The organism is Foetidibacter luteolus, assembly GCF_009650435.1.
Lineage (GTDB): Bacteria > Bacteroidota > Bacteroidia > Chitinophagales > Chitinophagaceae > Foetidibacter > Foetidibacter luteolus.
Map to the genome: position 1 here is coordinate 19,536 of NZ_VVIP01000094.1, position 14,110 is coordinate 33,645.

The window sequence follows — 14,110 nt, forward strand, 5'->3', positions numbered from 1 at the left end:
AAAGTTTAATGTTAAAGGCTGTATTAGATTTCCCCGTATTTATCAGCTAAAAAATTCTCAGCCTCTTACCCAACAACAGACCAGAAACCTGCAACTTGTAACTGGTAACCGGTTTTCGGGTGAGGGATTGGAGCGGCTACCCCGCTGAAGCCTTCGCAGCATGGCCTTGTGGCGGAGTAATAGCGGAAAGCCCGGCCCGAGGCACGAGGGACACCCCCAAAAAAATCCTGAACTGCTGTAAGTATTTTGTAACCAGCTATTTAACAGCACACGTTATTTTCGCAATACAGAAATTGAAAAGCTGCAGCTATTTATGCGCCCCATTTTAAGAAAAGTAGATATTGGTTACGATGCATCATTTAGCATAAGGGAGGACATTTACCCCTACCTGTATAACCACTGGCATTACCACCCCGAAGTGGAGCTTACGCTGATACGTAAGGGCACGGGGGTACGCCTTGTTGGCGACAGTATGGAACAGTTTGACGATGGCGACCTTATTTTGCTGGGGGCCAACCTGCCACACATGTGGCGAAGCGATGCGGCTTATTTTAAGGGCCTGCCCGATTTACATATAGAAGCTATTGCCATACACTTTAGGGAAGATTTTTGGGGCAGCGATTTTTTAAACCTGCCGGAACTGCGTGGCATAAGGGAACTGCTGCAGAAAAGTAAGCGGGGGCTTAAAATAACAGGCAAAGCAAAGCAAACAGTGAGCGCCAAAATGGAGGCTGCATTGAATGCGACAGGCGTGCAGCGGATTGAATACCTGCTGGGTATGCTGAATGTAATAGCCGCCTGTACCGACTCTCTTTCTCTTTCCAGCGCCGGCTTTGGCAAAACATACGATTTGCAGAATACAGACAAGATTAACCTGATATATACTTACACATTCAACAATTTTCAGCAGAAAATATCCATACAGGAAGCTGCGGCTGCTGCCAACATAAGCCCGCATTCTTTTTGCCGTTACTTTAAAACCAGAACGCTGAAAACCTACTGGCAGTTTGTGCAGGAAGTGCGCATTGGTTATGCCTGCCGCCTGCTGATTGAAAACAAGCTGGGTGTATCGCAGATATGCTTTAACTGCGGTTATAATAATCTTTCTAATTTTAACAGGCAGTTTAAAGCGGTAACCGGTAAAACGCCACTACAGTATGTGAAAGAATACCTGCGCAGGCAGTCGGTGGTGTAGGGGTTATATGTAAAAGACGTGCCCTTTATTTCTCCGCTTTCTTTTCGCCCTGGTGGGTGTGGGCATATTCAGTGGGCGTCATTTTAAACTGTTTTAAAAAGTTGCGTGCAAAGTTGCTTTGAGAACTAAAACCGGCCATATCGGATACTTCATAGATTTTATAATCGCCGGAAGCCAGCAGTTCAGCCGCACGTTTAAGACGGGTAACATTTATTAGCTCAACCGGGCTAAGGTTGGATACGGCTTTTATTTTTCGGTACAGCGTAATGCGGCTCATATTCATAATGCCGGCCAGTTTCTCTACGTCAAGGCCGGTATCCTCCATGTTACTGAGTATGGTATTGTTAAGCGTTTCCAGGAAGCGCTCATCGGCCCGGGTATGCGCCATGCTTTTAATATGCACCAGCGGAGAGCTGGCGAAGTATTCCCGCACCATATTACGGTTGTTGAGCAGGCTGGCAATCTGCGCCAGTAAATGTTCTTTGCTAAAAGGCTTTTCAATGTAGGCGTCGGCGCCAAGCTCCAGGCCTTCTACCTTGGCCTGTATGGTATTGCGGGCCGTAAGCAAAATAACCGGTATGTGCGAATGCTCAAAGTTAGACTTTACGTTCTTGCAAAGTTCAAACCCGTCCATTTCCGGCATCATTACATCGCTAACAATCAATTGCACTGCCTCTGTTTCCAGTAATTGTAAAGCCTGGCGGCCATCTTCGGCCCTTAGTATGTTATAGCGGGTGTTTAGCGTACGTTCAAGAAAATCCAGTATATCTTCTTCATCGTCAACCAATAAAATCAATGGCAGCATATCAGCGTATTATTTTGTTTTAGCAAGCTGTTGGTTATCCATGGCGGCACTGGTTTTACCAGTAGCCGGTTGCAGCGGCAGGCAAAGTACGAAAGTATTAAATGCGGTTACCGGTTCTTTAAGGTATAAAGTACCGTTGTGCAATTCTGCCAGCGAACGGGCCAGCGTTAAGCCTATGCCTGTGCCTTTTTGTTTCAGGTTTTCTTTTAAACGGTAAAAGGGTTCAAAAATTTTTTCACGCATGTGGGCGGGTATAATAAACCCGTCGTTAGATATTTCTACCGTAAAATGAGTGTCTTCTTTTTGCAGCGGCAGCAGCTTTACCTGCACTTCTTTGGCGGCGTACTTAACCGCATTACTAAACAGGTTGCTGAATATTTTATTGAGTGCCTCCTCGTCTGCCATTGCCACTATGGGTGTGGCAGGTACATCAATGCTATAAACAAGGTTTCTTTTACGGGCAAGGGCGGTAAAATCCTGGTATTCTTCCTGCAACAATCGGGTTATGTTTACTTCTTCAAAAGCCAGGCTAAAGCCACGTGTTTCCGTTTGCCTGAAATCCAGTATCTGCGTTACCAGCGCTACAAGGCGGTTGGTATTGCGTTCCATGGTTTTTACATCTTCTTTAATACCCGGCGTTTCGTCAATCTTTTCCATCAGGTTTTCAACCGGGCCTTTTATCAGGGTTAAAGGCGTTCTTATTTCGTGGGCTACGTTGGTAAAAAAGTCAATTTTCGATTCATAGATTTCCTTTTCTTTCTTAATCTCAATCCTGCGGTGATAGCTGCGTACCAGGTACCACACCAGCACTGCGGCCAGCACAGTGTACAGCAGGTAAGCCCAGGTGGTTTTCCAAAAAGGGGGCAGTATTTCTATCATCAACTGTTTTTCATAATTGTTCCAATGCCTGTCAGCCGCAGCGGTTAAACGGAAAATGTACCGGCCCGGTGCAATATTGGTAAAATACACTTTGCGGTTGGCAGGCAGGTAAGTCCAGTCTTTGTCAAGGCCATCCATACGGTATTTATAAGCGGTCATACCCGGCGATGTGTAGCTTAGAGCCGCAAAGTCTATACTGAAAGACGACTTATCATAAGGAAGTACAATCTTATCAGTAAATACTATGGAATTGCTTTGGCGGGTGCTGTCACGTAAAATGGGCCACTCTTCGTTATGTACCTGCAGGCCCGTAATGTAAATAGGGGGTATAAACCTCTTTTGGGCAAAGCTGGCCGGCGTAAAGCTTATCATGCCTTTTACGCTTCCAAAATACAGGGTGCCGTCTGTATCCTTAAAACCGGAGTGATAGTTAAACTGGTCGTTAAGCAAGCCATTGGCGTTTGTGTACACAACAGCCGAAGAATTGGCAGGATTGAAATTAACCAGGCCCCTGGAAGTCGTTACCCAGAGGTTCTTTTCATCATCTTCCAGCACCTTGAAGATAAAATTGCTGGGTAACCCGTTTTTGGTGCTATAGCGGGTAAAGGTTTTTCTATCCGCATCCAGCTTGCAAAGGCCACCGCCTTCTGTGGCAATCCATATATGGTGGTTGCTGTCTTCAAATAACGCGTTTATGTTATTGTTGCTAAGGCTGTTTTTATTGTTGGGGTCGTTTACATGGTGCCCCTGCGCATGTGTAACAGGGTTAAACCAAAAAACACCCCAGCGGCTGCCTGCCCAAATGGTGCCGGTATGGTCTTCAATAATAGTGGCAAAAAACTGGCTAATGTTCAGCTCAGCGGGTTTTTCAAACCCATCGGCTTTTTTGTTGTAATGGTACAGGCCATTGCTGGTGCCTGTGTATATTTCGCCGGTTTTGGTTTGCACAAAGCAGAGCGGAAAATTACTTTTCATTTCCAGCGGGCCGGGGCCGGCCTTGTAGCGTTTAACAATTTTTCCCGTGGCAATATCCATAACGTCCAGCCCATGCTCAAATGTGCCTATCCATAACTGGTTGCCCACTACCAGCAGCCCGTGAATGTTATAATAAGCAATATCGCCGGGTTTGCCGGTAGGCTCAAAATGGGTAATGGCCCCGGTGGTTTTGTTAAGTTTGTTAAGGCCCTGGTCTTCGGTGCCAATCCATAGGTTGCCTTCATTATCGGCACAAATTTCCCTAACCGCGTTGCCGCTTATGGAAAGGCCGGTATTATCAGGAAAGTATTTTTGAAAAACGCCGTATTGCCTGGTGTAGTAGTTAATGCCGCCAAAAAAAGTACCCGCCCAAATGCCGCCCTCCGTATCGCGGGATAAGGAATAAACAGCATTGTCAGAAAGCGAGTAGGGGTCTAAGAATTTTTTTTTCAGGTTTACATACTTGCCGGTAGCGGTGTTTAATATAAACACGCCGGATTCTGTTGCAAACCAGTATTCGTTCTCCCGATTTTTCAAAATGTCCCTTACAAAAACATTTGTCTTGTCTGGGTTATAGGTAATAACATCTGTATAGTCAAGCGCTGCAACATCAAACTGTTTAAGCCCCTGGGTAGTGGTGCCTACAAACAAAGTGTTGCCGGGGCCGCCGGCAATTTTTTGTACCCATCGGGATGCGGGTATGGGTGAGTGGTTAAATAAGTCGTAACGGGCAAAGCTTTCATTGGCTGCGTTAAACTGCAGCAGGTAGCCATTGTTAGTGGTAAACCACATAATACCATTGTCAGCGCAAAGCAATGAGGTTACATTGTAATCCCCGGTGGGCGAAAACCTTTTGCATTGCCGTGTAACAAGGTTATAGCGATAAATATTGTTGTTGCTTAACAACCACAGGTTGCCCAGCTTATCCATTTGAAGGGCGCTTACATTGGGCAGCGAATCCAAATGGCGTACTAGTTGTTCAGTAGCCGGCAGATATTGGTAAAGTCCTTTTTCGCCACCAATCCATAAGGTGCCGTAGGTATCTGTAAAAAGGCAAAAAATAAGGTCCGGGGTAAGTGTACGGTCATTATCGCTGTCAAGGTCAAAAAGTTTAAAGCGGTAACCGTCAAAGCGGTTAAGCCCCTCTTTGGTGCCAAACCACATAAAGCCGTTCCTGTCTTGTATGCTGCAGAAAACTGTGCTGTTAGACAAGCCGTTTTCCACCTGGTAATGCCTGAAATAGTAAGGCTGGCCCAACGCCCACAGGCAGGCGGTTATATAAACGGCAGTTAGCAAACAGAATTTTCTTTTCACGTTGTAAATCTCTTTAAAAAACACATTCAACGGGCTTTTATACGAAGACAGCCCCTGTATTTTTTGGTGGCCGGCAGGTGGAACACAGATGGAGCATCGTTGCGTCGCACTACGTTCATCGGCTGGTTCATTGGGCGGCTTTTCAGACCCGGGTATATTGGTGCGTGAAGACACGCACCATGGTAGGAGGCAGATAAGGGACACGACGCAACATTAAACATTGAACTAACAAACATTGAACAATCAACACATCTACCAGGTGGGAAAAGCCGCGTAGCGAACAAGGCGCAGACGAGTGCGACGCAAGTAAAGCCCAATGGTAGTTCCTGCAGCCGGGCTCATAAAAATTTCTTTTCGCCAGATGGCGGTAGCTGTTTTGACAGGGTTAAAAATTCTTTTCTAAAAAAACAACAGCATTACAGATGATTGTTATATAATTGGCCTTGTTTACAGATTTGAATAATTGTTAATACTTTTGCGCCCTTCAACTTATCATTCACGTATGAGTAAGATTACAGCAGCTATTACTTCGATTGGTGGATACGTACCGGAATATCGTCTCACAAATTTTGAACTGGAAAAGATGGTGGATACCAACGATGAGTGGATACGTACCCGTACAGGCATTAGTGAACGCAGGATACTGAAGGGTGAGGGCCTTGCCACCAGTGATATGATAGTGCCGGCCATACAGGAGATACTGCAAAAGAAAAACCTTGACCCAAAAGAAATTGACTGCATTATTTGCGCAACGGTAACGCCAGACATGGTTTTTCCCGCTACGGCTAATATTGTGGCTGATAAAATTGGCGCAACCAATGCCTGGGGCTTTGACCTTAGCGCCGCCTGCAGCGGCTTTTTATACGGCCTTACCACAGGCGCCGGCTTTATTGAAAGCGGCCGCTATAAAAAAGTGATTGTTGCCGGCGGCGATAAAATGAGTGCTATTATTGACTATACAGACCGCAATACCTGTGTGATTTTTGGTGATGGCGCCGGCGCCGTACTGCTGGAAGCCAATGATGAAGGCCTGGGTGTGCTGGACAGCATTTTAAAAAGCGATGGCAGCGGCCGCAACTACCTTAATATGAAAGCCGGCGGCTCTTTAAAGCCGGCCAGCATAGAAACTGTTACCGCCCGTGAGCACTACGCTTACCAGGAAGGTAAAACGGTGTTTAAGTTTGCTGTAAAAGGGATGGCCGATGTTAGCGCCCAGATAATGGAACGTAACAACCTTACTGCCGATGATATTGCCTGGCTGGTACCTCACCAGGCTAACCTGAGAATTATAGATGCAACCGCCAGCCGTATGGGTTTGCCGTCGGAGAAAGTGATGGTAAATATTCAACGCTATGGTAATACTACCGCCGGCACCATACCACTATGCCTGTGGGATTGGGAAAAGCAATTAAACAAAGGTGATAATATTGTATTGGCTGCCTTTGGCGGCGGCTTTACCTGGGGCGCAACCTGGATAAAGTGGGCGTACAATAGTTAATACAGGTTGCAGGTAGCTGGTTTCTGGTATTAGATGCAAAGGGTATCTTGTATAGCTGTACGTACAGAAAAGTAATCAAAACAAAAAATAAACAGACCTGCAACCAGCTACCTGTAACCTGCCTCACTCTACAATTATCCCATCTTTCATGTGAAGCTCCCTGTCGCTCATGGCGGCCAGTTCTTCGTTATGGGTAACTATCAGGAATGTTTGCTGAAATTCGTTGCGCAGCCGCACGAAAAGTTCGTGCAGTTCTTTGGCGTTATTGCTGTCAAGATTGCCGGTAGGTTCATCCGCAAAAACAATGGAAGGCTTATTAATGAGGGCACGGGCAACAGCAACACGCTGTTGTTCGCCGCCGCTAAGCTGCTGGGGCTTATTGTCAAGCCTGTCCTGCAGGCCCAGCAGTTGAAGTAATTTGGCGGCTTCGGCTGCCACCTCGGTTCTGTTGCGCCCCGCAATCCACCCCGGTATGCTAACGTTTTCGATAGCCGAAAACTCAGGCAGCAAGTGGTGAAACTGGAACACAAAACCGATGTTGTGGTTGCGAAAACCGGCCAGTTTTTTGCCCTTAAAATTATGCAGGGGGCTGTTGTTTAAAAAAATATCGCCGGCATCGGGGGTATCAAGTGTGCCAAGGATATGCAGCAATGTGCTTTTACCGGCGCCCGAAGAGCCTACGATGGAAACTATTTCTCCCTTGTTAACCGATATATCCACACCCTTTAAAACCTGTAACTGGCCATACCTTTTGCGGATGCCCGAAGCCTTAAGCATAAGCTGTAATTAAAGGCTGCAAACCTACCTAATCTTTTTTTAATTAATTATTTACAGGTGTGAACAATCGCGGGTTTGGTTATTTCGTTACAAAACTTACATTTGCGCAAAAATTTAACGCTTACTATGTTCTGGACATTAGAATTGGCAAGTTACCTGGAAGACGCTCCCTGGCCCGCCACCAAGGACGAGCTGATTGATTACGCCATACGTTCCGGCGCCCCTATTGAGGTGGTGGAAAATCTCCAGGAACTGGAAGATGAAGGCGAAGTGTATGAGAGCATTGAAGATATATGGCCTGATTACCCCAGCCAGGAAGATTTTCTTTTTAACGAAGACGAATATTAGGTAAAACAACCTTTTAAAAGCCCTCTTTCATGCGGATGGAAGAGGGCTTTTTTATTTGTGGTATACCTGCCCCCATACCCAATAATCTGGCACCTTATTTTACTGTACAGCATAATCGCTTTACTGCAACCTGGCCCATATTTTACCAGTTTTTGCCTATATATTATCATTTGGCTTTCCTGCAGCGTTTTTAATATTTCCTGCCTGTTCTTTTTGCATCATGTTTCCTATATTCGGTACTAATCTGTGAAAAACCGGCATGAATGCTCTTGCTAAAAATCCTCTATACAAGGGTAAAAAACAGGAATAAAACGCATTTAAAATGCCATTTCTTTGATAGCGCATCAAAAGCCTGTAATACCGCCGGAAATGCCATATTCAAGATCAGCCAGGTTTCACAAACACTAACGATGTAAACCATATACGAATGCCAAAGAACAAATACCTTTTTCCGTTTATTCTTGTAACATCTTTGTTTTTTTTATGGGCCTTTTTGCACAATCTTAACCCGATACTTATTCCACACTTAAAAAAAGCTTGCCAGCTTACGGATTTTCAATCTTCCCTGATTGATTCTTCTGTGTATTTCGGATATTTTTTAATTGCTATGCCGGCTGGCCTGTTTATGCATAAGTATGGTTATAAAAAAGGCATACTGATTGGGTTGCTATTGTATGCCATTGGGGCTATGCTTTTTATACCGGCAGCTTCTGCACGTAATTACAGCATCTTCCTGGCCGGGCTGTTTATAATTGCCAGCGGCGCTACCTTTTTAGAAACAGTAGGCAATCCCTACATTACCATATTAGGCCCGAAAGAAACATCAGAGCAAAGGCTAAACCTGGCGCAATCTTTTAACGGAGTTGGGGCCTTTGTCGCCCCTATTGTGGGTGGGTTTGTCATTCTTTCGGGTATTGAGCATACCCCGGAGCAATTGAAAGCGATGGAGACAGCGGGAACTTTAAGTGCTTACCTGCAATCGGAAGCAGACACCATAAAGCTGCCATACATTATTATTGCGGTAGTGGTGGTTATTGTTGGCATTTTCTTTTTGTTTACCAAACTGCCCGAAGTAAAAGAACCAGACGGTGATGCACACGGCACTTCTTTTTCTCTTAGCGTATTAAAACATTCGCATGTAAGGTGGGCGGTTATTGCCCAGTTCTTTTATGTAGGGGCCCAGGTTGGCGTGGGCAGCTTTTTCGTTCGCTTTTCCAAATTTGCTGTAAACATGCCCGAGAAAACTGCTGCCACCATTTACTGGGGTTCTATAGCAATGGTTGGCTTTATGGTAGGACGATTTGTTGGAACCTTTTTAATGAAATACATAAAGCCGGCAAAGCTGCTAAGCATTTATGCCGCTATCAATATTGCATTGCTTGCCATAGCGCTTGCAACGGATGGTTACGCTGCTGTGTATGCAGTAATGGCTACGCCGTTCTTTATGTCAATTATGTTCCCTACCATATTTGCACTGGGCATAAAAGAGTTGGGTGAAGAAACAAAAATGGCGTCTTCGCTGTTGGTAATGTCTATTATAGGGGGCGCATTTGCACCCATGTTGATGGGCATTATTTCCGATAAAACGGGCAGCATGCAGGTAGCATATATAGTACCCTTGGTATGCTTCGTAGTGATATTGTATTTTGGGATAAAAGGTTACAAAATGAAACCTTTGCAGGAAAAAGGTAAAGCAATGCCGCTGGCCACTAATCCGTAAAAAATAAACAGGTATACTCATGAAAAGATATTGCCTTGCATTAGACTTAAAGGATGATGCAGCATTAATTGAAGAATATGAAACATTGCATAAAGCTGTAGCGCCGGAAATAATTAAAAGCATTACAGATGCCGGCATTACTGTGATGGATATTTACCGCGTAGGCAACCGTCTCTTCATGATAATGGAAACCGAGGATGATTTTTCTTTTGAAGAAAAAGACAAAATGGACAGGGATAACCCTAAAGTGCAGGAGTGGGAAAACCGGGTTTGGAAATACCAGCAGGCCTTGCCCGTGGCCAAGCCAGGTGAAAAATGGATACTGATGGAGCAGATATTCGCATTGCCTGGTTAAAGGGGCAATTACCAATAACAAAACGTAGATGAGCATTTTTTCTTTACAAGACAAACAAGCAATAATAACCGGCGCGGGTAGTGGTATTGGCAAAGCCGTGGCCTTGCTGTTTGCTAAGCAGGGTGCTGTTGTGCATATTGTTGATATAGGCGAAGAAGCTGCCGGCCAAACGGCGCAGGAGATTAACCAAAGTGGTGGCCAGGCAGTAGCGCATGTGGTAAACGTTGCCAACCAGCAACAGGTTGTTGAGGCGTTTGCAAAAATTGATAAGATAGACATACTGGTAAACAGTGCCGGTGTATCGCATATTGGCAAGGCCGATAATACCAGCGAAGCAGACTTTGACCGCATCTTTAATGTAAACGTAAAAGGTATTTATAATACGTTGTTCGCGGCCATACCGCTAATGAAAAAGCAAGGCGGCGGTGTTATACTTAACATGAGTTCCGTTGCCGCGGTAGTTGGCCTGCCAGACAGGTTTGCCTACTCCATGAGCAAAGGCGCGGTAGCATCCATGTCATTGTCTGTAGCTAAGGATTATATAGCGGATAATATACGCTGCAATTCCATTTCGCCGGGCCGTGTGCATACACCGTTTGTAGATGGCTTTTTGAAAAAGAATTATCCGGGCAAAGAAGCAGAGATGTACGAGAAGCTGTCTAAAACGCAGCCCATTGGCCGCATGGCAAAGCCAGAGGAAATTGCCAATCTTATCTTGTATTTGTGCAGTAATGAGGCATCTTTTATAACGGGCAGCGACTATGCCATAGATGGTGGGTTTATTAAGCTGAACAATTAAAACTCACGCAAAGACAGCAAAGGCGCAAAGAAAGCTGAGAATAGTCAAGGCTTAATCAGAGAATCTTAATGTGTTTGCGTGTGATAGTTATCATATTAATCCATGTATCTTATGAATGAAAACGAACTTTCGGCCATTATTGTGGATTGCTGTTTTCAAGTACACACAAAACTTGGGCCCGGCTTACTGGAATCTGTATATGAAGCAGTTCTTTGTTACGAGTTGCAGAAAAGAGGGTTAGAGATAAGAAGGCAGGCTGCAATACCAGTTATATATGAAGAAGTAAAGCTTGATTTGGGATTTAGGGCAGACATTATCGTGGAGGACCTGGTTATTGTTGAGTTGAAATCTGTAGAAACGTTGGCTCCAGTGCATCCCAAGCAATTGCTAACCCACTTAAGGTTGTGTGGTTTGAAATTAGGACTGCTTGTAAACTTTAATGTAGTATTGATAAAGGACGGAATCAGAAGGATTGTAAACAATTTGTAGACTAATGCCCAGGCTGAATAAGCCCAAGTGATTATTGCAAAACCTACTTACTTGAAAGTACACACAAAACTTGGCGGGCTTAGCGTCTTTGCGTGAAACAAAAACAAAACTTATGAAACTTATACGCTTCGGAGAGCTTAACAAAGAAAGCACAGGCATTGTAATAGGAGATATCACTTACGATACCTCCGCATTCGGCGAAGATTACAATGAACATTTTTTTGAGACGGATGGGTTGGGCAGGCTGCAAAAATTCCTGGATGACAACCAGGGTAATTTGCCTGAAGTACCGGCCGGTACCAGATTGGGCAGCCCTGTAGCGCGGCCCTCCAAAATTGTCTGCATTGGATTAAACTATGCTGACCATGCCCGGGAAACGGGTGCAACACCACCACCGGAGCCCGTAATATTTCTGAAGTCAACAACCGCACTGGTTGGCCCGTTTGATGATATCATGATCCCGAAGGGATCAGAAAAAACTGACTGGGAAGTAGAGTTTGCCATAGTAATTGGCAGGAAAGCCAGCTATGTGGAAGAAGCCACTGCCATGGACTATGTAGCCGGCTATGCACTGCACAATGATGTAAGTGAGCGGGCCTTTCAACTTGAAAGGAGCGGCACCTGGGATAAGGGCAAAGGTTGCGACACCTTTGCGCCGGTGGGTCCGTGGCTGGTTACAAAAGATGAAATAGACGACATCAATAACCTTCGTTTGTGGTTAACAGTAAATGGCCAGAAAATGCAGGATGGCAACACCAGCAATTTCATTTTTAATGTGCCGTTTGTTATCTCTTATGTTAGCCAGTTTATGACTTTGCTGCCGGGAGATATTATATCTACCGGTACGCCCGCCGGTGTGGGCATGGGCTTCAAGCCATCCATCTACCTTAAGCCGGGCGATGTGATTGAGTTGGGTATTGACGGATTGGGAACGTCTAAGCAGAATGTGGTGGGGTATAAGGCCCCCTAGGCCGGAAGGGGTTGCAGGTTGCCGGTTACTGGTTGCCAGTCTGTTGCAGGATAGATGGCTGATGAATAGTTTAAAAGATGATGCAGATGTTTATCTATCTGGGTCTGAAAAGCCGCCATGAAAAATCAACCGATGAAAGGATTGCGACGCAACGAAGTCGCCATAACAACTAAAGCTGGTATCTAAAAAAAAATCGTTGAATACAAGCGAAATTATATTTACGGAGCCTCTTAAGAGCCCCGCGTCAGGGGATGGGGGTATTATTGACGCCCACCAGCATTTCTGGAAGTATGATGCGCAGCGGCATGCATGGATTAATGAGGACATGAAGAACATACGCAGAGATTTTATGCCGGAGGATTTATACCCTGTGTTGCAGCAGAACGGTGTAGATGGATGTGTGTTGGTGCAGGTTGACCAAACGGAAGAGGAAAACGAATTTCAATTAAACAATGCGGCTTCATTTGATTTTATCAAGGGCGTTGTAGGCTGGGTGGATTTGCAGGCGGAAAATGTGGAGGAACGTTTGGCATGGTATGGTGATTTTAAAAAGATGCGTGGCTTCAGGCATATACTGCAGGGAGAAGCGGACAGGGCGCTTATGCTGAAACCCGCTTTTAAAAGAGGTATAAGCCTTCTGGATAAGTATGGCTTTACTTATGATATTTTGATTTATCCTGACCAGTTGAAACATGCACTTGAACTGGTGGCTGAATTTCCGCACCAGCGCTTTGTGATTGACCATATTGCAAAGCCATACATAAAGGATAAAAAGATAGAAGGTTGGCGGGAAGATATACTTGCCTTTAAGCCTTATGCCAATGTATCTGTAAAGGTATCAGGCATGGTAACAGAGGCTCATTTTAAAGGGTGGAAACCACAGGATTTTACCCCCTACCTGGATACCGTTGTGGAAGCATTCGGAACGCAGCGTATTATGTACGGCAGCGATTGGCCTGTGTGTTTGGCGGCGGCATCTTATGGGCAGATGATGGCCATTGTAAAGGATTACTTTGCTTCATTTTCAAAAAGTGAGCAGGCGGCAGTTTTTGGTGGCAATGCTACACAGTTTTATCAGTTGTTCTTATAATTTTTAATCGCTTACCATAAAGAAATTGATATGAATTTACATCTGCAGTACAAAATAATTATCGTAACGGGCGGCGCTAAAGGAATAGGGGAAGGCATTGTAAAAGTATTGGCTGCTGAAGGGGCTATACCTGTTATTGTAGGCAGAAATGAAGAAGATAATAAGAAAACGTTAGCTGAAATTGAAAATGCCGGAGGCAAAGGTTTCCAGGTGGTAGCAGAGCTTACCAAACCGGAAGCCTGCGAGGCAGCCGTAAAAGCTGTGTTAGACAAATTCGGCAGGATTGACGGCCTTGTGAACAATGCCGGTGTTAATGACAGTGTAGGCCTGGAGAATGGTAGCTACGAAGGATTTATTGCCTCTTTACATAAGAATGTGGTACACTATTATCTTATGGCCCAATACGCATTGCCTGAATTGAAAAAGAGCAAAGGCGCTATCGTTAACATTGGTTCCAAAACAGCGGAAACAGGCCAGGGTGGTACCTCAGCCTATGCCGCCGCTAATGGTGGCCGCAATGCCTTAACCAGGGAATGGGCGGTTGAATTATTGAAATATGGCATTCGTGTAAACGCGGTAATTGTAGCTGAATGCTGGACTCCTTTGTACGAGAGCTGGATACAAACATTGCCAAATCCGGAGGAAAAACTGAAAGAGATCGTATCCAAAATTCCATTAGAAAACAGGATGACTACCAACGAGGAAATTGCCAACGCGGTGGCGTTTTTGTTGAGTGTTAAATCAAGCCATACCACAGGCCAGTTGATACATGTGGATGGCGGCTATGTGCACCTGGACAGGGCGCTGGCAAAGGCGTAAGCAAAGTCAGAAAGTCAAGGAAGTCAGGAAGGGGGGAAGTTAGTCTTGTGACAAATGAGGAAGCAAAAAGAAAAATA

Annotated in this window: 13 protein-coding genes; 10 read left to right on the plus strand and 3 right to left on the minus strand. The window is 45.1% G+C overall.

Features of this window, described 5'->3' with window-relative positions; translation table 11 throughout:
- Positions 1 to 313: 313 nt before the first annotated feature.
- A complete protein-coding gene (locus F0364_RS27750; RefSeq protein WP_153801086.1) occupies positions 314 to 1,195 on the plus strand; it encodes an AraC family transcriptional regulator in 882 nt (293 codons plus the stop codon).
- A gap of 25 nt (positions 1,196 to 1,220) precedes the next feature.
- Here the strand turns inward: F0364_RS27750 and F0364_RS27755 are convergent, their stop codons facing one another.
- Together F0364_RS27755 and F0364_RS27760 are read right to left on the minus strand one after the other, a co-directional pair.
- Positions 1,221 to 2,000 carry a response regulator transcription factor gene (locus F0364_RS27755; protein WP_153801087.1) on the minus strand — a complete coding sequence of 260 codons (780 nt, stop codon included), beginning with the start codon at positions 1,998 to 2,000 and terminating at the stop codon, positions 1,221 to 1,223.
- A gap of 9 nt (positions 2,001 to 2,009) precedes the next feature.
- Positions 2,010 to 5,168 (minus strand): ligand-binding sensor domain-containing protein, encoded by a 3,159-nt coding sequence (locus tag F0364_RS27760; RefSeq protein WP_207632919.1) that lies wholly within the window; start codon positions 5,166 to 5,168, stop codon positions 2,010 to 2,012.
- A gap of 502 nt (positions 5,169 to 5,670) precedes the next feature.
- On the opposite strand from F0364_RS27760, the gene F0364_RS27765 reads away from it, so the two are divergent.
- On the plus strand, positions 5,671 to 6,666 hold the full coding sequence (locus F0364_RS27765; RefSeq protein WP_153801089.1) for a beta-ketoacyl-ACP synthase III: 996 nt from the start codon (positions 5,671 to 5,673) through the stop codon (positions 6,664 to 6,666).
- A gap of 123 nt (positions 6,667 to 6,789) precedes the next feature.
- On the opposite strand, the gene F0364_RS27770 is transcribed toward F0364_RS27765, so the two are convergent.
- Positions 6,790 to 7,443 carry an ABC transporter ATP-binding protein gene (locus F0364_RS27770; RefSeq protein WP_153801090.1) on the minus strand — a complete coding sequence of 218 codons (654 nt, stop codon included), beginning with the start codon at positions 7,441 to 7,443 and terminating at the stop codon, positions 6,790 to 6,792.
- Between the two features lie 126 nt (positions 7,444 to 7,569).
- On the opposite strand from F0364_RS27770, the gene F0364_RS27775 reads away from it, so the two are divergent.
- From F0364_RS27775 to F0364_RS27810, 8 genes are all read left to right on the plus strand, one after another.
- The gene (locus F0364_RS27775) at positions 7,570 to 7,791 is read left to right on the plus strand and encodes a DUF2795 domain-containing protein (protein WP_090660403.1); all 222 of its coding nucleotides are present in this window, start codon (positions 7,570 to 7,572) and stop codon (positions 7,789 to 7,791) included.
- A gap of 427 nt (positions 7,792 to 8,218) precedes the next feature.
- The gene (gene fucP, locus F0364_RS27780; RefSeq protein WP_153801091.1) at positions 8,219 to 9,511 is read left to right on the plus strand and encodes an L-fucose:H+ symporter permease; all 1,293 of its coding nucleotides are present in this window, start codon (positions 8,219 to 8,221) and stop codon (positions 9,509 to 9,511) included.
- Positions 9,512 to 9,530: 19 nt separating this feature from the next.
- A complete protein-coding gene (locus tag F0364_RS27785; protein ID WP_153801092.1) occupies positions 9,531 to 9,866 on the plus strand; it encodes an L-rhamnose mutarotase in 336 nt (111 codons plus the stop codon).
- Between the two features lie 28 nt (positions 9,867 to 9,894).
- Positions 9,895 to 10,665, plus strand: coding sequence for an SDR family NAD(P)-dependent oxidoreductase (locus F0364_RS27790; RefSeq protein WP_235921334.1), 771 nt, complete (start codon positions 9,895 to 9,897; stop codon positions 10,663 to 10,665).
- Between the two features lie 111 nt (positions 10,666 to 10,776).
- A complete protein-coding gene (locus F0364_RS27795) occupies positions 10,777 to 11,154 on the plus strand; it encodes a GxxExxY protein (protein WP_153801093.1) in 378 nt (125 codons plus the stop codon).
- 112 nt (positions 11,155 to 11,266) lie between these two features.
- Complete coding sequence (locus F0364_RS27800; RefSeq protein WP_153801094.1) at positions 11,267 to 12,124, plus strand: fumarylacetoacetate hydrolase family protein; 858 nt, start codon at positions 11,267 to 11,269, stop codon at positions 12,122 to 12,124.
- Positions 12,125 to 12,320: 196 nt separating this feature from the next.
- Positions 12,321 to 13,214, plus strand: coding sequence for an amidohydrolase family protein (locus F0364_RS27805; RefSeq protein ID WP_235921335.1), 894 nt, complete (start codon positions 12,321 to 12,323; stop codon positions 13,212 to 13,214).
- A gap of 30 nt (positions 13,215 to 13,244) precedes the next feature.
- The gene (locus F0364_RS27810; protein ID WP_153801095.1) at positions 13,245 to 14,033 is read left to right on the plus strand and encodes an L-fucose dehydrogenase; all 789 of its coding nucleotides are present in this window, start codon (positions 13,245 to 13,247) and stop codon (positions 14,031 to 14,033) included.
- Positions 14,034 to 14,110 lie beyond the last annotated feature (77 nt).